Genomic DNA, 18765 nt, shown 5'->3' on the forward strand with positions numbered 1-18765 from the left:
CTTCCCGCCCTTTTTACCGAGTTAGATGCTCCCCCGGAGAAGGATGATGCGCCACATCTGAAACAATTGCTGTGAGTCCTTCTCGGCAGGCACGCAGTTATCCACAGATTCAAGACGAGCCGCAATTCGGCGCCATTTCGTACAATGCTTAGAGGATGAACGCGTCATCCGGCCCTCGCAAGATCAACACTGACTCGACCACCTCTGGGCAACCGCCCGGACTTGTCGCTGCCGCGGTTACACCTGCTACTAACGATCCGCTGGTCATCAGGTTTCTCGCAGCATTCTCGCCCAAAAGGAATGCGTGGCGAACGAGCGAGTTGAAAGACGCAGGCTTTGATGACCGTGCCGTACATCGCCTCGTGGCGGCCGGGCAAGTACGTCGGATAAGGCTGGGCACATACGTCCGGGGGTCCTACTGGGACAGCCTTTCTCGCAGCGCTCAAGACCGCGTCGTTATTTCCCTGCACGCCATCGGAACGGGTTCAAAATCACCCCGCCGATTCGTTTACAGCCATGTTTCGGCTGCCAGAATCCATCGCTTGAGTCTTTGGCAGGCTGACACGTTTGTGCACGTTACTCAAGGCAGCACTCCTTCTAGCACAGCTTGTGATTCGAATACTCGCATCCATGTGGCCACGATGCCTAGCTCCGACATCGTCGAGATTGATGGCAAGAAAGTAACGTCTTTAGAGCGTACGGTGGTGGACTGCTGCCTCACTATGAATTACAAGCAGGCACTTATCCTCACAGATCATGCGCTCCGCATTGGCGCATCCATGGATAAGCTCCGTGAGGCCGCCAGCAACTTGAGTTGTCATCGAGGCGTAAGGACGCTGCGGAAAGTCTTGGATAACGCCGACGGACGTTCTGAGTCGCCGGGTGAAACTCTGACCCGGGATTTACTTCGTGAGCTCTTTATCGAGGCTCCAGAGCTCCAGTATTGGATCAACACACGACAAGGCCCCTATCGTGCCGACTTCGCTTGGGTCGCGCAACGAGTTGCCCTTGAATTCGATGGCCGAACGAAATATTTTGACTACAGACCCACTAACGAGACCATTTTCATGGAACGCAAGCGGGAGATCGCTTTGGTTGAGGCCGGGTGGATCGTTCTCCGCCTTGAGTGGAAAGACCTCTTCGATGGGCTTGCTCTCAAGGCCAGAATCTTGATAGCGCTCAACCACTTATCCTGAGTCAGATGGAGCCCCGTTCAGACAGATGAAGCGCTACATCAGACTCAACGGCCGTCCATCTGACTCGACGCCTAGAAGGGCAGGTAAGAGCCAACAACAGGCGCTGGGAACCTAGGAAGGCGGCGCTAGGCGTCGTGGGGGCGTAGATCGGCAGCCCGAACCGCGGCAATCGCGGCCGAGATCAAGTACACCTGACTGAGCAGATAGAACCAGACGAAAAGGCTCAGGATCACGGCGAATGGTGCAAGGAGGGGGTTGCTCGTGACCCCGCTCAGCACCATGGCGCTGAAGAACCGTAGAATCGTTGCCCCCGCACCGGAGAAAACAGCGGCGAGCAGCAAAACGCGTTTGGGCATGCGCACCCGTGAGGCCATGCTGAACATGATCATCGCGACCGCAACGTCCAAGATAAACATCAAAGCGACCGAGCCAAACTTGGTCGCGGTCCCGGTGAGGAAGCCGTTCCAGCCGAGGAAGTCGCTGATGGACTCCATGGCCGCGGTGCTGAGGACACCAAGGGCGCTGGTCAGCACAAGCGCTACGGCCAAAACGATCAGGGTTCCGCCGTCGCGTATCTTGGAGAGCACGGGATTGGTGCGGTCTCGAGCCAAGCCGAGGATCGAGCGGATGCCCTCGCGCAGTCCGTTGATCCACCCCATGGCAGTGATCAACAAGGCGGCCAGCGAGATCAACAACGTCACCCCGAAGCGACCGGTGCCCAACAGATCGTCTGGCTTAGCCAAGCCACCATCACCGGTGTCAATCAGCCCCGGCGTGCTATTGGCGACGAGGTCGATGACGGCATCGCGCAGCACCTTATTATCCGCGGCCACAATTCCGAAAATGGCGAATCCGGCCACGAGCATGGCGCCCACGGAAAAGAACATCAAGTAAGCATTGCCGGCGGCCAGCAAGGGCCCGCGGCGACGCGTGTACAGGTTCCACACTCGTAAAGGGAAGAGCCGAGCAGCCCAGGCGTTACCCCACTCCAGCAATGAGGTGACCCTGCCGAGAAACGATCCACTCTGCCGTGCCGTTGCGAAGGCCTCGTGTTTCGTGGCGTTCTGGATAGCCAGAGCCTTGCGGTCCAGCGGGCTCGGAGGCGGCACCGGCGGGCCTGCCAGAGGCTTCTTGGCGCTCACCCCAGGAGCGGTTGGCCCATGCAGATGAACCGAAGCCGCCCTATGCTTGTCCGTTTCCCCCAAGTTCCAGCTCCTCACGAAGTGCCCAACCACCAGCTATGAAGTCGAATAGACCAATACTGGTGACCTCAAATTCTGCCGCAAAACCTGCCATTTCGCGCTTTGCCGACTCCATGGCTCCGGAGTCGAGATCATGCGCAATCGTCAGATGCGGATGAAAATCGAACTCCAGCAAATGCTCCACGGGCCCCTGCAACAATGCCTCATGCAGCCGGGCGCATTCCTTCGCACCAGATTCCACATTCAGATACACCACAGGTGACAACGGCTCGAAAGTACCTGTCCCCCGCAACGATAGCGTGAACGGCTCCCCCGCCGCAGCAACCTCGCGCACATAACTGGCGGCCTCGTCCCAGGAATCACTGGCCTTCCCCGACACCAAGGTGATGTGGGGAGGCACGACGGCGGCTTCCGGACCCGCGTAGCTAACTCGCTTTGCGCTGATCTCGGCAGCAAGCTCCGCAGGAAGTGAGATGATCACGCCGAGACTGCCGACGTGCGGGGCGGGTGATGCCCCGCTTTGACCAATGCCAGGCACAGTTATCCGACCGCCCCGAGGGGAGGAAGGAAGCCGACCTTGGCGTACACATCCGCCAGCGTGACCGAGGCAATCGCACGAGCCTTTTCGGCGCCGCGGGCCAACAGACGATCCAGTTCGGCCGGATCATCCAAGAGCTCCATGGTTCGGGTGCGAATGGGATCCAGCCGGGCCACAACAGCTTCAGCCACGTCGGCCTTGAGGTGTCCGTACATCTTGCCCTCGTACTCGGCAACGAGCGTGTCCACCGGCTTAGCGGTCAGGGTCGAGAGGATTTCCAGCAAATTGGTCACTCCGGGCTTGTTCTCCCGATCGTGAGCAACCACCGTGCCAGCATCCGTGACGGCCGACTTGATGCGTTTCGCGGTGACCTTTGGTTCGTCAAGAATATTGATTAAACCGTTGGGGCCCGACGCGGACTTGGACATCTTCGACGTCGGATTTTGCAGGTCGTAGATGCGGGCGCCTTCTTTTTGAATGAAGGCTTCCGGGACAATAAAGGTCTCGCCGAAGCGGAAGTTGAAACGCTTGGCTAGGTCACGGGCCAGTTCAACATGCTGACGCTGGTCGTCGCCCACCGGCACGCCCTCGGGGCGGTACAGCAGGATATCGGCGGCCATGAGCACCGGGTAGGTGAAGAGGCCAACACTGGCCGTATCGGCGCCACCCTTGGCAGACTTGTCCTTGAACTGGGTCATGCGGGAGGCTTCGCCAAAGCCCGTCATGCAGTTCAGCACCCAAGCCAGTTGGGCGTGTTCGGGAACGTGCGACTGCACAAACAAGGTGGACTTGTCAACGTCAATGCCACCGGCGATGTACTGGGCCGCCGTCTTGCGAGTACGGGCACGCAACTCGGCCGGATCTTGGGTGACCGTAATGGCGTGCATATCCGGGATGAAGAACAGTGTTTCGTAGTCGTCTTGATTCTTGACCCAGTTGACCAAGGCCCCGAGGTAATTTCCCAGGTGCAGGGAGTCACCGGAAGGCTGCATGCCGGACAGCACGCGGGGGCGGGCAGAGATTTCACTCATTGGTTCAAGGGTCCTTTAGAACTTGTAATCGACGACCAGCGGAGCATGGTCTGAGAAGCGGGATTCGTATGAGGCGGCACGATCAACAACACAAGTTAGTGCCTTGGTTGCCAGGTCTGGTGTGGCCATGTGGTAATCGATACGCCAACCAGTGTCGTTGGTGAAGGCCTGACCACGGTTGGACCACCAGGTGTAGGGGCCCTCGACTTCTCCGGCCAATTCACGGGCCACGTCCTTCCACCCGATTTCTTCTCCGAAGAAACGGTCAAAGTAGGCGCGTTCCTCGGGCAGGAAGCCGGCACGCTTGACGTTGCCCTTCCAGTTCTTGATATCCAAGGTCGTATGGCCAACGTTGAGGTCGCCAACAACTAGGGCGTGGTCACTGGCCGTAGCCAGCTGCGGCAGGCGGCCGATCATGGTGTCCAGGAAACGGAACTTGTCGTCCTGCTTCGGTGTTCCAACCTCGCCGGAGTGGACATAGGCACTGACAACCGTCAGGGTGGTGGGGGTCCCGTCGGAGGCGGTGAGAGCGTAGTCGGCTTCAACCCAGCGGCCGGTCGTGGCGAAGTATTCCTCGCCAATACCCACGCGGGTTGCGACGGGTTCAATGCGGTCCTTACGGGAGGCGATCAAGACACCTGCGCGGCCCTTAGCCTCGGCTTCGGCGTGCAGCACGTGCCATTCTTCGCCGAGGAAACCCTCCACGATGGCGTCAGGTGCGCGAACTTCCTGCAGACACAGGACGTCTACATCACGCTCGGCCAGCCAGGGAGCCATGCCGTTCTTGTAGGCGGCACGGATGCCGTTGACGTTGACGCTTGCGATCCTCAATTGACCGTTTTGAATACCGTTGCTCACTTGATCCACCTTACCTTCAAAGGGCGCGCGATTCCTTGCCCTGTGGCGCGTTTAGCTGCCATGTCTTTGGACGACGACGTGCAAATTAATCGATGATGACGCCGCTGACGGGCTCGTCGCCTTCGCCGGTGAATGCGGATTCCCGAGCGGCTGCGCGCTCGGCGTTTTTCTTATCCATGGCGGCGTCCATCTTGGCTTCTTGAGCTTCCCAGTTCGGGTTGATCATGCCACGGCCGTTGGCGGCGGTGATGTTGATGGTTTCCAGCGCACGCGCCACCATCTCCGGATCCTTGCCGAGGTACTCGTTGACCACGCCGATCTGGACGTTGATGATCTTGAAGGAATGATCGAGCTTGAGATCGCGGGCCTTCTCGGCCGAGCGCGAGCCCGAATCCTGCGAGACAAGGTGGGTGCCGCCGTCGGCCGGGGCATTGGCGCTGTTCTGCTGAGCCATCTGAGCCTGCGCGAGGGCAACCTGTCGGGCACCGAAGGCGGCAGCCTTGTGGACGCCGATGTAGACGAAGGTTGAGAGCAGCAGCCAGCCGAAGGCGATGACAGCAATAACCCAACCCAGCACAGTGCTGTTGTTGGCCGCAAAGACGAGGGCTACTAAGAATACAATCGCCAGCACAATGGTGCCCAGGCCAGAGAATTTGCCGGGTTTGGACATTTTGCCGGTTCCAAGAGAAGTCATACATCCATTCTCTCAAATGCGCGCGGTCCTGTTGACCGACTTCCACCAGCGGCGAACTATCGGCCCCATTTCACAGGATGCACGACGGCGGCACTTCCCTCTGCGAGCCCGTCACCCTAGACGCGACGCTTACTTAAAGGGATTCCAAACGGCCAGTGGGGCCATTTCTGACAGTCCTGCACGGAGCAACAGGAAGCCCACAATTCCTACAACCCACAGCACTGTCTCTCCCGCTATGGCTCCCAGGTAGGTGTTGAGCCGCTGTAATGGCGTGTCCAGTCTATGCCCGAGCACTCCCCGAAAGACCAGCAAGAGCAGCGCGGGCAGGAACATCACGAAACAGTAAATGAGCAATACCGCGATTTCTCCGTGGAGAGCCAATGTGGAGTTAGTCAGGAAACCAATAGCCACGAGATAAGGGAGCATGGTTGGCAGTTCCAACAGTCCGGCCAACAGCGCCAAACCCACCACCCCGCCGGGGCGGTGCAGGGCCTTCGATAAGCGATCTCGCCATCGCATTTCTACAGCGGGGGCGTCGGTCGCGGTCTGAGAGTTCTTGTCCTTCTGCTGTGGATTGCTCATCAAGGCATAACTCAGCATGCCGCCACCGGCGAGCACCATGATCCATTGAATAACGGGCAGGTCCGTCAGGGAGACCTCTCCCATACCTCGGATCACCGCGTCAGCGCCGCTCAGCACCGCGATCCCCACCAAGAAGTAAAAGCCGGCCAAGACTCCCAAATACAACAAGATTCTTGCTGTTAGGTGTTTCGCGTTGGGGCGCAGCAGCAGCCAAAAGGGAATCAGCAGCGTCCCAATGCTCGTACTGTCGATGAGGGCGAGAATGGCTAGCTGGACATAAACGGCGATTGTCATAGCAACAGCCTTCCAAGGGTGGCCCCATTCAGCGTCGCCCATCCGGACCACGACTCCTCATACCTTCGTCGCATAGACCCGTGGTTCGCTTGCCCACACCGGTCATACACCGCAAGACTGAGCTCATGAATCCAGCCACAGCACCCGCCGGCGCACCGACAAAGCGCAGTGCCGCGCTTCTATTCCGGCGGCTAAGAGAAGGCTTCACGCGCATTGACGAACGCAATGGGGCAAGAATAAGGATCGAGGATCTGGCCTTGGCCGGGGGCTACTTCATCCTCTTTTGGCTTCTCGACGCGGTTCACCTCACAGCCTTTGGCGATGTCAAGGTAGCAGCGCTGGCATCGGCATGGCCAGCCGTTGCGGTCTTGGGATGCGTGGGTGTCGTGTTCCGCCGTACCGCCCCAACAGCCATGGCTTGGATGTGCGGAATCGCTGCCGCAGGGCTGCTCTTTGCGGGACATGCCGGCGGATTTCTCTTGGTCTTCGAGTTCTTCTTTTCACTCGTACTCTTTGGAAAACCTCGAGCTTCTCAGCTCGCCTCAAGAGCGGCTTGGGTTCTGACGGTCCTATTGATCGTGGCCGCCTACGGTTATTCCAGGGCAGTCGATCTGGCCGTGGTTGCTGGCTTCTTTGCTGTTCTCACCTTGTTGACTCCCGTGGAGTGGGCAGGCAATCTCCGGAAGGCGAACCAACTCGCGGACAGTGAATCCGCAAGGGCTGACGCCGTTGAAGATGCTGCCCAGCAACGAAGTCTTGCCGACCGCAATGCCCACGAACTGGCCTTAGAACATGAACGTCAACACTTGGCTCGCGAACTCCATGACGTCATTTCAGCTCGGCTTTCCGCTATTGCCCTGCAATCGGGTGCGGCAGTGCACGCTCAGGACTCGCCGCTGTCAGGTGGTGGCGCTGTCACCGTCTTGCACCAAATCAGGGAGGAAAGTGTGGCCGGTCTGAATGAACTCAACACCATGATCAGGCTTCTCCACACGGGAACCCAACCAGAATCAACTGGTTTGGTGGGTGATCTCCCAGGGCTTCTGGGGCGCTATCGGGCGACCGGCACCGAGTTTGATTATGAAAATTCTCTGCCTGACGCCGGATCGGATCTGCCCGTCCCGCTCCAGTCGGCGATCTACCGCATCACCAGCGAAGCACTGGCTAATGCCGCAAAACATGCCCCAGGTCAGCCGGTAGAAGTAACACTCACCCATGCTGCCACGAAGGCTCACGGTCTAGCGCCCCAACGGCCCGGCGTGGAGTTACACCTGTGCGTCAGGAGCGCACTTCTCACAGAACTTCCCTCTGGGGTCTTGGGAACGGGTACGGGCATCCCCAGCATGCACTTCCGCGCGGCACACGTCGGCGGAACCCTCAGCGCCGCTCCTCACGGAATGAATTGGATAGTGTCGCTGCAAATACCGTTGCCAGCCTCAGATAAACGCGACGTCATAGAGTCTGGCGATCAATTGAGTAAAAGGCATACAGCATGACTGACACAACCATCTCGAAACCTCTTAGAGTCCTCCTCGCCGATGACCATGCTGCCATCAGGCTGGGCATGCGCATGGTGGTGGAAACCGCGCCCGATATGGAGGTCATCGGCGAGGCCGGTGACGGTGCACTTACTGTCAGCATGACCAGGACGTTACGGCCCGACGTCGTACTTATGGACCTGCGCATGCCGGTCATGGATGGGGTTGAGGCGACAGAAATCATCTGCTCCGAAGAGCTGGCCAAGGTGTTGGTCCTGACGACCTTTGACCACGACTCTTACTTGTTTGGGGCGCTGCAGGCCGGCGCCTCCGGATTCTTACTCAAGAGCGCCGAGCCGTTTGCCATCACCGATGCACTGCGTCGGGTCCATGTCGGGGACCAGGTGATAGCGCCGGAGGTGACGGCCCGCATCGTATCGGCGGCTCTGGCTAACGGGAGCGGGCCCGTCGTTTCACCCACGCCTCCTGCAGGTCTGGATTTGTTGACGGACAGGGAGAAGGAGGTCTTTGAATGCCTCGGAAGCGGTCTGACAAACTACGGCATCGGGCGCCAGTTGGGCATTTCAGAGGCCACCGTCAAGACTCATGTCTCCAGGGTGCTGGCCAAGCTGGGGCTGCGGACACGTGTCCAGGCCGCGCTATTTCAGCGCATCTAAACCGTTCGGCTAGATCAGGTAGGGCGTGTTCGGGAAGGAAATGAAGTCATCCGGATGAGTCACGGGCGCGGTCAGCATTCCCGTGCAGGAGTCGACGAAGAAGTAACCCACGCCAGCCCAATTGGGCTCATTCTCCCCGTTCTGAATCCGTTCCTCATACGAGGCGGAGATGCCCAGAACCATGGGGCCGAGCACCAAGGATCTGCCCTTGACGACCTGCTCTGGGAGATGACTCAGCGCCTTCTGCAAGCGCTGGATCAAGGATTCAATTTCGGTGTTATTCACCGTGGCACTTTTCAAAATCTCGGACATCGAAGGAATCGACTGCACTTGGAAGAGGAAGCGGGCATGCCAGCTGGGAACGGGCCGAGACGCTAAATACTCGATCCATGGCAAGACCATGCACGCCAAGAGATCCCGCACCTCGGCATCCTCCGGCAAGGCTGCGGCCAGTTCCATGCGGCGACGGTTCATCTCGGGCAGGTGGCGGGTCAGCAAGAGGCGCAGCAGCTCATCCCGATCACCAAAATGATAGGCCACGGCCGAGTGATTGGCCGTCCCGGCGTGTTCTGCAATGCGTCGATTTGAGACCGCGTCGATGCCATGGCGGGCAAAGAGCTCTTCTGCGGCATCCAAGAGCACCTCACGGGCCTTGTCACTATGTTTTCCCACTGCGGTGCACCCCTTTGTAGCGTCCCACGCCGGTATTTCAGCGCTGATCCAATCATGCCAGCCTACCTAATTACAGTTTTTTAAGCCACGTGGCGTAAAGTTGCCATGTTGGCTGATCCAACGAGTTATTTGGCGATCCATGACTCACCCGTCACGAGAACCTCGATCCGCCCGCTTTAGCGCTACACACAGGAGCAAGACGTTGAGTACAAAATCCCGCCGTAAAGCGAGTCCGCCCGTGGACGACTCGCAAGAGCAACCACCCGTGGAATTGACCGAAGAGGAAATCGCTGCTGCTGCCGCCAAGCGTGCCAAGGCCGAGACCATTGGGCGCTACGTCGCCATGTTCATGATGCCGCTGATCATGGTGGGCATGATGATCACTGGCTATTTGGGCACCATGCACGCGCCCACGCCGCACAATATGCCGATCGCGGTCGTTGGCACCTCGACTCAGATTGACGAGTTCGCCGCGGCCCTTGAGGCCAGCAGCCCCGATGCATTTGCCCTGCGCACCGTTGACTCCGTTGATGAAGCTCGCCAGCTGGTCATCGATCGAAAAGTTTCCGGAGCCGTCGACTTCGCTGATACCAGCGCCACCGTCATGACCGCGAGCGCCGCTGGCTCATCGCAGGCCTCTGTGGTCAAGGGCATGATCGCCCCGCAGGTTCTTGCCGCGGGATTGACGCTTGAGACGGAGGATCTGGCGACACTGCCATCGACCGATGCCGCAGGCCTCGGAGCCATGTTCCTGGCGACGGCGTTGGTTATGGCCGGTTACCTGCCCTTCAGCATGATTCTCTCCAACTCCCCCGAGCTCCTGCGTTTCCGTCGAGCCATTCCGCTTCTTGCCGGCTGGGCGGCCTTGGTGGCGGGCTTGGTCTGGGCCGTGACCGGGCCGATCTTGGGTGTGGTGCAAGGGCATTCATGGCAGGTCTTGGGTATCGCTTGGCTGGGTGTCTTCGCGATTGGTTCCGTGCAATTGCTCCTGACGCGTTTCCTCGGCCCGATGGCCACGATTGCCGCCATGCTCTTCCTCACGGTGTTGGGCATGCCGGCGTCGAATATGAGCATGTCGGTCTACACCATGCCAAGCTTCTTCACCTTCTTACATTCGATCTTGCCGACCCCGGCGATCGGCGAGGCCATGCGCTCCGTCTTGTACTTTGATGGATCCGGCGCGTGGTCGCATCTGATGGTTCTCGTCATCGGTGGCGTGGCTGCCCTGGTCTTGACACTGCTTGTCGACGCCGGACGCAAGCGTCGTAATCCTGAGGCCACGGACCCCAAGCCTACGGTCCCCTCTCTCCACGGAGGTCCCCGGCCCAAGAGCCGTTTCTGGCGCTATGGCGCCCTCCTGTTGTTCCCCCTCGGCATGGTCACCATGATGATCTCGGTCATGCTCGGCGCCATGTCGGCACCGATGCCGCAGAACATGCCTATCGCCGTCGTGGGATCCACCGTTGCCCAGGCTCAGCAGGCTGTTGATGGGCTGGATCAGAACATGCCGGGTCTATTCGATCTGCGGGCTAGCGACTCCGCCGAGGAGGCCCGCACCCAGGTGCAGGATCGGACGGTCACGGCCGCCTTCATCCTGCCGACCGCTGAGAACCCCGTGGCAACCGTGGTCACAAACCAGGCCGGTGGTTCTAGCGCACAGCAGGTAGTTGTGGGCATCTTCACTCAGGTTGCTGCAGCTCAGAAGGTTGAGGTGACGGTGGATGAAATTGCGCCCCTGCATTCCAACGACACCATGGGCTCGGTGGGCATGTACCTGGCGATGGGTTGGATCCTCGCCGGCTTCATGATCATCATTGTCGGTGCGAATGCTGCGCCGAAGTCACGCCCCTTGCCCAAGCTGATCCCCATTGTTGCTGCATGGTCGGTCTTCATCTCCGCTGTTCTTTGGCTGATTGCCGGACCTATTACCGGCAGTGTTGACGGGCACTTCTGGCCCCTCCTGGGTGTTGGTGCCGTGGCGGTCTTTGCCGTGGCCATGTTCTCGGCCGTGGTGGAGCGACTCATCGGCATGCTGTCCATCATTCCGGTCATTGGCTTGATGATGCTCATCGGTGTCCCTGCCTCGGGCGGTGGCTTGTCCGTGTACATGGAGCCGGAAATTTTCCGTGTTCTCCACGACATTCTGCCCATGCCCGCAGCAGTCGAATCCGTCCGCTCAATCCTGTACTTCGGTGGCGACATTGTGGGAGCTCAGCTGCTCACGCTTGGCATCTGGGCGGCCGGATCCCTGGTCCTGCTGATGATCATCGACAAGATCAAACCGCCTCGCACCGAAATGCACCCCATCGAGGATCACGTTGTTGAGCCCGCCCCGGAGCCCGGAGCCGACAAGGAGCTCATCACGGTCTAACATCCGGCACCTCCCTGTAGCGCTACAAGCCGCCGTTCCCGTTGATCGGGAGCGGCGGCTTTTGCGTGCCGCTTAAGGTGCGTGTCGACGCCGTCGAACTTCACGATTAATCCTTGCCCAGCCACCCTCAAGGGGCGCATCATGAGGAGACCATGCCATGGAGGAGGCCACCATGAAACACAACAACGGTTCGATTCTGTGCAGTATCGCGCCACCGGATCTCTTGGGGCGCTTAGCCGTCGAGGGGACGCCAAAACAACGCGAAGCAGCCGTGCGCGCCCTCGCCACCTCCGCAGCCATCCGCTCCCAGCGTGCCGTCATGGGCCGCATCAACCGCCAGCTCCGGCTCAACATTGGGCAGATGATTGGTTTCGCCGTCACCCCGGAACGGCGCCTGACGGTGTATGACAATCAGCACCAAGGCCGAACATTTTTGCCGGGTGTGCAAATGCGGGGCTGGGAGGAGCCGCCCGTCAAGGACGAAGCCGTCAACCAGGCGTATGACGGCAGCAACGCCACCTACGAGTTTTATCGGGACATTTTTGACCGCAATTCGCTCGACGGCGCGGGGCTGGAACTCATCTCCTCCGTCCACTACGGGGTGGCGTTCGACAACGCTTTCTGGGACGGCGCGCAGATGGTCTATGGCGACGGCAGCGGGCGCATCTTCCAAATCGGCGGGCTCACCAGATCCCTGGACGTGATCGCGCATGAGCTCACGCATGGCATCACCGAACTCACGGCCGGCTTGATCTACAGCAAGCAGCCCGGCGCACTGAACGAGTCCTTCTCCGACGTGTTTGGCTCGCTCGTCAAGCAATACAGCTTGGGGCAATCTGCCGCGGACGCCGACTGGCTGATTGGCGGCGGAATCCTGCTCCCGGCGCTCGGAACGGCCTTGCGCTCCATGCTCCATCCGGGCACGGCCTATTCAGGAGACAGACAACCGGGCCATATGGACAACTACGTAGATCTGCCCGACGACAACGACCCCCGCAACGACAATGGCGGCGTGCACATCAACTCCGGCATTCCCAACCGCGCCTTCGCCCTCGCAGCTTTGGCTCTGGGCGGTAACGCGTGGGACAAGGCCGGACGCATTTGGTATCAGGCGCTGACAACCCGCCTGCGCCCCAATTCGCAGTTCAAGGAGGCCGCGCAGGCCACGGTCGACCTCGCCGGTACCTTGTTCAGCTCCTCCGAACGGGACGCGGTCCACGGGGCGTGGAAAGAGGTAGGAGTCCTTTCGTGAGAATCACCATTCTCCGCGGCGGCGGCCTGCCGGGCATCGTGGCCCGCACGGAACTCGACACCGCAGCCCTGCCTAAAACAGCGGCCAAGGCCTTCGCGAGCGAGGTGGCCCGAGCCAACCTCGGCGAATGCCCCGCTCCCCCAACAGCTAACCCGTGGCCGGACGCCCAGCTTTACGAACTCCGTGTCGAGGAATCCGGCCCGGTGATCAACGTCCGTTACACAGAACAAAGCCTTCCGGAAAGCGTGCGGCTCTTGGTGGCATGGGTCGACGGGCGCCCAGAAAAGGTGGAGTCCATCGAGACGTAGTGTGGAATTATCCTACGGGCCATTGAGTGGAAGCTGCGCTCCTGCGTCGTGCATGTCTGACTTTGCAGTCAGTTGTCAGGTAATGCCCGAAACCCGGCGGCAAAACGGCGTTACGTGGCGACTCAACGGGCGGAGGTGGTGGGTTGGGGCGCAAAAGCCGCGTTCCTGCGTCGTGGGCATCTGACCCGGCAGTCAGTTGTCAGGTAATGCCCGAAACCCGGCGGCAAAACGGCGTTACGTGGCGAGTCAACCGACGGAAGCGGTGGGGATGTGCCACTGGTGTCGAATTCTCCTAGCAAAAGCAAAAAGAGGTCGACGCACGGAACCTACGTTCCGCCGTCGACCTCCTTGGGAGCAACTAGAGTGCTATGCGCGCTCCGCGGCCTCAACCACGTTAGCGAGCAGCATGGCGCGGGTCATGGGACCGACGCCTCCCGGGTTCGGGGAGATCCAGCTAGCCACCTCGGCGGCTGCGGGCTCCACGTCTCCGGTGACAACTGCCTTGCCGTTGCCATCGTCGACGCGGCTGACGCCAACATCGAGCACGATAGCTCCGGGCTTCAGGTCAGCGGCCTTGATCATGTGCGCCACGCCAGCAGCGGCAACCACCACGTCGGCCTCGCGCAATTCAGCGGCCAGATCCTGTGTTCCGGTGTGCGCAAGAACCACGGTGGCGTTGATGTCGCGGCGGGTCAGCAGCAGACCCATGGGCCGGCCAATCGTGACGCCGCGGCCAACCACCACAACACGCTTACCGTTGAGGGAAATCCCGTGGCGCTCCAACAACACGATGCAACCCTTGGGTGTGCACGGCAGTGGCGACGTCATGGGACGGTTCACGTTAGCAACCAAACGCCCCAGGTTCATGGGGTGCAGGCCATCAGCATCCTTGTCCGGGTCGATGGCTTCCAGCACCACGTCCTGGTCAATGTGCGCAGGCAAGGGCAGCTGCACAATGTAACCGGTGCAGGCCGGGTCCTCATTGAGCTGACGCACGGCGGCCAGAACTTCGTCCTGGGTGGCCGTCTCGGGCAGATCGATACGAATGGACTTGATGCCGACCTCGGCGCAGTCCTTGTGCTTTCCGCCTACGTACCACTGGGAGCCCGGATCCGAGCCAACCAAAATAGTACCCAGACCCGGGGTGACTCCGCGGGCCGCGAGGGCAGCCACACGTTGGGTCAACTCGGCTTTGATGGCAGCGGCGGTAGCCTTGCCGTCAAGGATTTGAGCAGTCATGCGATTTACCATTCTTCCTGTCCGGGGTACAGCGGGAAGTTGGCGGCGAGGGCCTTGACGCGGGCGCTCAGGGCGTCAACATCTGCGCCACCCTTGAGGGCTTCGGCGATGATCTCGGCAACCTCGGTGAACTCCGGAGCACCGAAGCCACGCGTGGCCAGCGCCGGGGTACCGATGCGCAGACCGGAGGTGACCATCGGCGGGCGAGGATCGAAGGGAACGGCGTTGCGGTTCACGGTGATGCCAACGCTGTGCAGGAGGTCCTCGGCCTGCTGGCCGTCCAGAACAGAGTTACGCAGGTCAACGAGGACCAGGTGCACGTCGGTGCCACCGGTCAGCACGGACACGCCGGCCTCGGTCACGTCGGGAGCGGTCAGGCGCTCGGCGATGATCTTGGCACCTTCGAGCACGCGGGCCTGGCGTTCCTTGAATTCTTCACCGGCGGCAACCTTGAAGGCCACTGCCTTCGCGGCGACAACGTGCATGAGCGGGCCGCCCTGCTGTCCCGGGAACACGGAGGAGTTGATCTTCTTGGCCCATTCCTTCTTGGCCAAGATGACACCCGAACGCGGGCCGGAGAGGGTCTTGTGGACCGTGGAGGTGACGATGTCGGAGTACGGCACCGGGTTCGGGTGCAGCCCTGCGGCAACGAGACCGGCAAAGTGAGCCATATCGGTCCACAGTAGTGCGCCAACCTCGTCGGCGATGGCGCGGAACGCGGCAAAGTCCAGCTGGCGCGGGTAGGCGGACCAGCCGGCGATGATGACCTGAGGCTTCTCGGCGATGGCCTGCAAACGCAGCTTGTCCATGTCGATGCGGAAGGTATCGGGTTCAACTTCGTACGCGGCAACCTCATACAGCTTGCCGGAGAAGTTCAGCTTCATACCGTGGGTCAGGTGACCACCATGAGCCAGGGACAGGCCCATGATCTTATCGCCGGGCTTGATCATGGCGGCGAGTGCTGCAGCGTTAGCCTGGGCACCGGAGTGCGGCTGAACGTTGGCGTACTCGGCGCCGAACAGGGCCTTGACGCGCTCGATGGCGAGGTTCTCGGCTACGTCAACGGCTTCGCAACCGCCGTAGTAACGACGACCCGGGTAGCCCTCGGCGTACTTGTTGGTCAGAACGGAGCCCTGAGCTTCAAGCACCGCGCGGGGAGCAAAGTTTTCAGAAGCGATCATTTCCAGCGTGTCGCGCTGGCGGGCAAGCTCGTCCTTGAGGACGGCCGCAATTTCCGGATCGAGCTCGGAGAGCGGGGCATTGGTCACGGACTGGGTGGGGGAAAAAGACACTACAGACTCCTGAGTGGACAGCACGAAAAAACTCTTCTAGGAAAGGTTATCGCTAATGAGTTGTTGGCCGTAGTTACGGATCCATATGGAGGAATGTCGCACAGCATTTTTCCTGTGACACATTCATAGCTACCGGATTCCTTGACTAACACGGCCAAGTAACTGCATTGGCAAACGTGTCCTCGCGTCCCAGGCGTACGATCGTGAGGTCTTAGCTCGTGCTGCTCCCCGGTGGTGTCCCACCTCATCGCCAGTCGCAACGATCTCAAGTGTAGTACAGGGAGGCTTTTGAACGGTAACGTTAAACAGGTGACTGACTTGAATTCCTCCGCCGTGACCACCCCGGCCGCCTCGCACGGATATGTGCTGACGCTTTCCTGCGCTGACCAGCCAGGCATTGTCCATGCCGTATCCGGCGCCCTCCTCGAGGCCAACTGCAACATCACCGACTCGCAGCAGTACGGCAATCCCGTCACGGGCACCTTCTTCATGCGCGTCGCCGTGGAAACCACGACGGCGTATGCCCAGTTGCATGACCAGCTCGCCGTGATTGCCGAGCAGTTCTCGCTCACCTGGACCCTGAACGCGACCGGCGCCCCGGTTCGCACCTTGATCATGGCCTCCAAGGCCGCCCACTGCCTCAACGATCTGTTGTTCCTCCAGCGTTCGGGCACCTTGCCGGTGGAAATCCCGGCCATCGTCTCCAACCACATGGATTTGAAGCCGCTCGCCGATTTCTACGGCATCCCCTTCCATTACATCCCGGTCACTGCCGACACCAAAGCCGAGGCGGAGGCTGCGTTACTGGCGCTGGTCGCCGAGCTCGACGTCGAACTTGTTGTTCTGGCCCGCTACATGCAGGTACTCTCCGACGATCTCTGCACCGCCTTGGCGGGGCGTGCCATCAACATCCACCACTCGTTCTTGCCCTCGTTCAAGGGTGCCCGGCCGTATCACCAGGCACATGCGCGTGGCGTGAAGATCATTGGCGCCACGGCGCACTACGTCACGGCCGTGCTGGATGAGGGTCCGATCATCGAACAGGAAGTCATTCGCGTAGATCACGGGCACTCGGCGGAGAAGTTCGTCTCGATGGGCCGCGCCGTTGAGGCTCGCACGCTAGCCCAGGCCGTGCAGTGGCACGCCGAACACCGCGTACTGCTGGACGGACACCGCACGGTCGTCTTCGCCTAAGGCGGGGCGCGCCCCCGCTATCCGTCCTTAAACGCCGAGGTAGCCGGTGACCGCCGAGAATCGTGTTCTCGGCGGTCACCGGCTACCTCGATCGAGACCGGACGCGCTTTCGCCCGTGAGCGAGCCTTATGAGCCGCCTAGGCGCGCTGTTCGGGGGCAAAGACCTCATGCTCGATGGGCGCGGCGGACAGGGTCTCGTAGTCATGCTGAGACAGGGCGGCCACCCGCGAGTGCTTGCGACCGTAGCCGAAGTAGGCGCACAGACCCACGATCATCCAGAGCAGGAACACCACCCAGGTCACGCCGCCGAGGTTGACCATGAGGTACACGCACATCAGCGCACCGAGGATCGGCGTCACGGGGTAGAACGCTGCACGGTAGCTGCGCTTGAGTTCCGGGCGCTTGCGGCGCAGGTAGATGACGGAGACATTGACCAGCGCGAAGGCGAACAAGGTGCCAATGCTCGTTGCATCGGCCAGGGCGCCCAGCGGGACCAGCCCGGCCGTCAGCGCAACGGCGATACCCACGATCAAGGTACCTGCCACCGGGGTGCCGCGCTTGGCGGAAATCCGGCCAAAGACCTTGGGCACCAGCCCATCGCGTGACATGGAGACGAGAATTCGCGTCTGCCCGTAGAGCACAGCCAGCACAACACTAGTAATAGCGAGCACGGCACCGATGGCGAACACCGCGGCGATCCACGGCTGGTTGGTGATCTCCTGGAGGATCTGGACCAAGGCGGCTTGCGTGCCGTCGAACCACGTCCAGTCGCGGGCGCCCACGGCAGCAACGGCCACCAGGACATAAACTGAGGTCACAATCGCCATGGACAACAAGATGGCCCGGGGCAGGTCACGCTGCGGGTTCTTGGCTTCTTCACCCGCGGTGGAGGCCGCATCGAAGCCGATGTAGGAGAAGAACACGCGAGAGGCAGCGGCCGAGACACCGGCGGTACCCATGGGCAGCAGCGGCTCAAAGTTGCCGGCATCGAATGCGGTGAAGGCAACAGCGCAGAAGAACAGCAAGATCACGATCTTGATGAACACGATGGTGGTGTTGACCCATGCACTTTCCTTGGCGCCGCGCATCAGCAGCACCATGGACAACAGCACGATGACCATGGCCGGAATGTTCAGAACACCGCCGGCTCCTGGAGGCTGCGACATGAAATCGGGCAACACCCACCCCACGCCGGCAACAGCTTCGTTGACATATTGCCCAGCGCCCACGGCCACAGCAGCCACGGACACCGCATATTCCAGCACCAGACACCAACCACAGATCCAGGCCATACCTTCACCCAACGTGGCGTAGGTGTAGGAATAACTGGAACCGGAGACCGGCACCATGCCGGCCATTTCCGCGTAGGAAATAGCCGAGAGCAGCGCCGCAACACCGGCGATCAGGAAGGAGATGAAAATGGCAGGGCCGGCCATCGGCACGGAATCACCCAGGATCACAAAGATGCCCGTTCCCAGGGTTGCGCCGACGCTGATCATGGTCAACTGCAGAACGCCGAAGCTTCGCACAAGCTTGCGACCTTCGGTGCCGCTGCCAGCCTCGTGGACCATCTGCGCCAGGGGTTTGCGCCGGAGCAGCTGGCGACCTAGTCCCAAAGCAGCGCCGGAGCCGCCGCGTGAGCTCACCTTTCCGGTGTTCGGCTCATCAATAGGTGACATCCCAAAGTTTCCATTCTGTGTGGCGTGGCGGGCAGATATGACTGCCAGCCCTGCATTTTCCGGTTCTGTGCCGCAGCGTTTTCCTCGCCGTGGGCGATCAGGTCATGGGGCCAGTCGGGCAATATAGGCTCGGCGTCCGGCGGTGAATCGCCTGCGGCAAGCGACATCCAAGTTTATCCTGCTACCCCGGCCAACCACCGGTCGTATT

General features: G+C 60.6%; 17 protein-coding genes and 1 riboswitch. Of the genes, 7 read left to right on the forward strand and 10 right to left on the reverse strand.

Features of this window, described 5'->3' with window-relative positions:
- Positions 1-155 precede the first annotated feature (155 nt).
- Positions 156-1196 (forward strand): type IV toxin-antitoxin system AbiEi family antitoxin domain-containing protein, encoded by a 1041-nt coding sequence (locus tag CVS30_RS08335; RefSeq protein ID WP_245934507.1) that lies wholly within the window; start codon positions 156-158, stop codon positions 1194-1196.
- A 125-nt stretch (positions 1197-1321) separates the two neighbouring features.
- On the opposite strand, the gene CVS30_RS08340 is transcribed toward CVS30_RS08335, so the two are convergent.
- The 6 genes from CVS30_RS08340 to CVS30_RS08365 all read right to left on the reverse strand — a co-directional run bounded on the left by CVS30_RS08340 (position 1322) and on the right by CVS30_RS08365 (position 6395).
- The gene (locus CVS30_RS08340; protein WP_110484868.1) at positions 1322-2338 is read right to left on the reverse strand and encodes a YihY/virulence factor BrkB family protein; all 1017 of its coding nucleotides are present in this window, start codon (positions 2336-2338) and stop codon (positions 1322-1324) included.
- A 40-nt stretch (positions 2339-2378) separates the two neighbouring features.
- Positions 2379-2879, reverse strand: coding sequence for a 2'-5' RNA ligase family protein (locus CVS30_RS08345; protein ID WP_181419737.1), 501 nt, complete (start codon positions 2877-2879; stop codon positions 2379-2381).
- A 59-nt stretch (positions 2880-2938) separates the two neighbouring features.
- A complete protein-coding gene (gene trpS / locus CVS30_RS08350; RefSeq protein ID WP_110484870.1) occupies positions 2939-3967 on the reverse strand; it encodes a tryptophan--tRNA ligase in 1029 nt (342 codons plus the stop codon).
- A 15-nt stretch (positions 3968-3982) separates the two neighbouring features.
- Positions 3983-4825 (reverse strand): exodeoxyribonuclease III, encoded by an 843-nt coding sequence (locus CVS30_RS08355; RefSeq protein WP_110484933.1) that lies wholly within the window; start codon positions 4823-4825, stop codon positions 3983-3985.
- Between the two features lie 85 nt (positions 4826-4910).
- Positions 4911-5519: a hypothetical protein gene (locus CVS30_RS08360; RefSeq protein ID WP_181419738.1), complete on the reverse strand. Its 609-nt coding sequence runs from the start codon at positions 5517-5519 to the stop codon at positions 4911-4913.
- Between the two features lie 129 nt (positions 5520-5648).
- Complete coding sequence (locus tag CVS30_RS08365; RefSeq protein ID WP_181419739.1) at positions 5649-6395, reverse strand: GAP family protein; 747 nt, start codon at positions 6393-6395, stop codon at positions 5649-5651.
- Between the two features lie 125 nt (positions 6396-6520).
- Between CVS30_RS08365 and CVS30_RS08370 the strand changes: the two genes are divergently transcribed.
- Complete coding sequence (locus CVS30_RS08370) at positions 6521-7891, forward strand: sensor histidine kinase (protein WP_110484872.1); 1371 nt, start codon at positions 6521-6523, stop codon at positions 7889-7891.
- Positions 7888-8550 (forward strand): response regulator, encoded by a 663-nt coding sequence (locus CVS30_RS08375; RefSeq protein ID WP_110484873.1) that lies wholly within the window; start codon positions 7888-7890, stop codon positions 8548-8550. Before CVS30_RS08370 ends, CVS30_RS08375 begins: the two co-directional genes overlap by 4 nt.
- 9 nt (positions 8551-8559) lie before the next feature.
- On the opposite strand, the gene CVS30_RS08380 is transcribed toward CVS30_RS08375, so the two are convergent.
- The gene (locus CVS30_RS08380; protein WP_181419740.1) at positions 8560-9222 is read right to left on the reverse strand and encodes a TetR/AcrR family transcriptional regulator; all 663 of its coding nucleotides are present in this window, start codon (positions 9220-9222) and stop codon (positions 8560-8562) included.
- Between the two features lie 202 nt (positions 9223-9424).
- On the opposite strand from CVS30_RS08380, the gene CVS30_RS08385 reads away from it, so the two are divergent.
- The 3 genes from CVS30_RS08385 (at position 9425) to CVS30_RS08395 (ending at position 13153) form a co-directional block, all read left to right on the forward strand.
- Positions 9425-11593, forward strand: a complete 2169-nt coding sequence (locus tag CVS30_RS08385) for an ABC transporter permease (RefSeq protein WP_181419741.1) — start codon at positions 9425-9427, stop codon at positions 11591-11593.
- 172 nt (positions 11594-11765) lie between these two features.
- Positions 11766-12845 carry a M4 family metallopeptidase gene (locus CVS30_RS08390; protein ID WP_220033891.1) on the forward strand — a complete coding sequence of 360 codons (1080 nt, stop codon included), beginning with the start codon at positions 11766-11768 and terminating at the stop codon, positions 12843-12845.
- A complete protein-coding gene (locus CVS30_RS08395) occupies positions 12842-13153 on the forward strand; it encodes a protealysin inhibitor emfourin (RefSeq protein WP_110484876.1) in 312 nt (103 codons plus the stop codon). Before CVS30_RS08390 ends, CVS30_RS08395 begins: the two co-directional genes overlap by 4 nt.
- Before the next feature lie 366 nt (positions 13154-13519).
- Here CVS30_RS08395 and CVS30_RS08400 read toward each other — a convergent pair whose 3' ends face one another.
- Complete coding sequence (locus tag CVS30_RS08400; protein WP_245934508.1) at positions 13520-14404, reverse strand: bifunctional methylenetetrahydrofolate dehydrogenase/methenyltetrahydrofolate cyclohydrolase; 885 nt, start codon at positions 14402-14404, stop codon at positions 13520-13522.
- On the reverse strand, positions 14398-15684 hold the full coding sequence (glyA, locus tag CVS30_RS08405; RefSeq protein ID WP_110484878.1) for a serine hydroxymethyltransferase: 1287 nt from the start codon (positions 15682-15684) through the stop codon (positions 14398-14400). The genes CVS30_RS08400 and glyA overlap by 7 nt, the downstream gene beginning before the upstream one ends.
- A gap of 180 nt (positions 15685-15864) precedes the next feature.
- Positions 15865-15952: riboswitch (ZMP/ZTP riboswitch) on the reverse strand.
- A gap of 41 nt (positions 15953-15993) precedes the next feature.
- Here glyA and purU point away from each other — a divergent pair.
- Positions 15994-16878: a formyltetrahydrofolate deformylase gene (gene purU / locus CVS30_RS08410; protein WP_245934509.1), complete on the forward strand. Its 885-nt coding sequence runs from the start codon at positions 15994-15996 to the stop codon at positions 16876-16878.
- Between the two features lie 137 nt (positions 16879-17015).
- Here purU and CVS30_RS08415 read toward each other — a convergent pair whose 3' ends face one another.
- A complete protein-coding gene (locus tag CVS30_RS08415; protein ID WP_245934517.1) occupies positions 17016-18449 on the reverse strand; it encodes an amino acid permease in 1434 nt (477 codons plus the stop codon).
- Positions 18450-18765: the final 316 nt, after the last annotated feature.

The organism is Arthrobacter psychrolactophilus, from assembly GCF_003219795.1.
GTDB lineage: Bacteria > Actinomycetota > Actinomycetes > Actinomycetales > Micrococcaceae > Specibacter > Specibacter psychrolactophilus.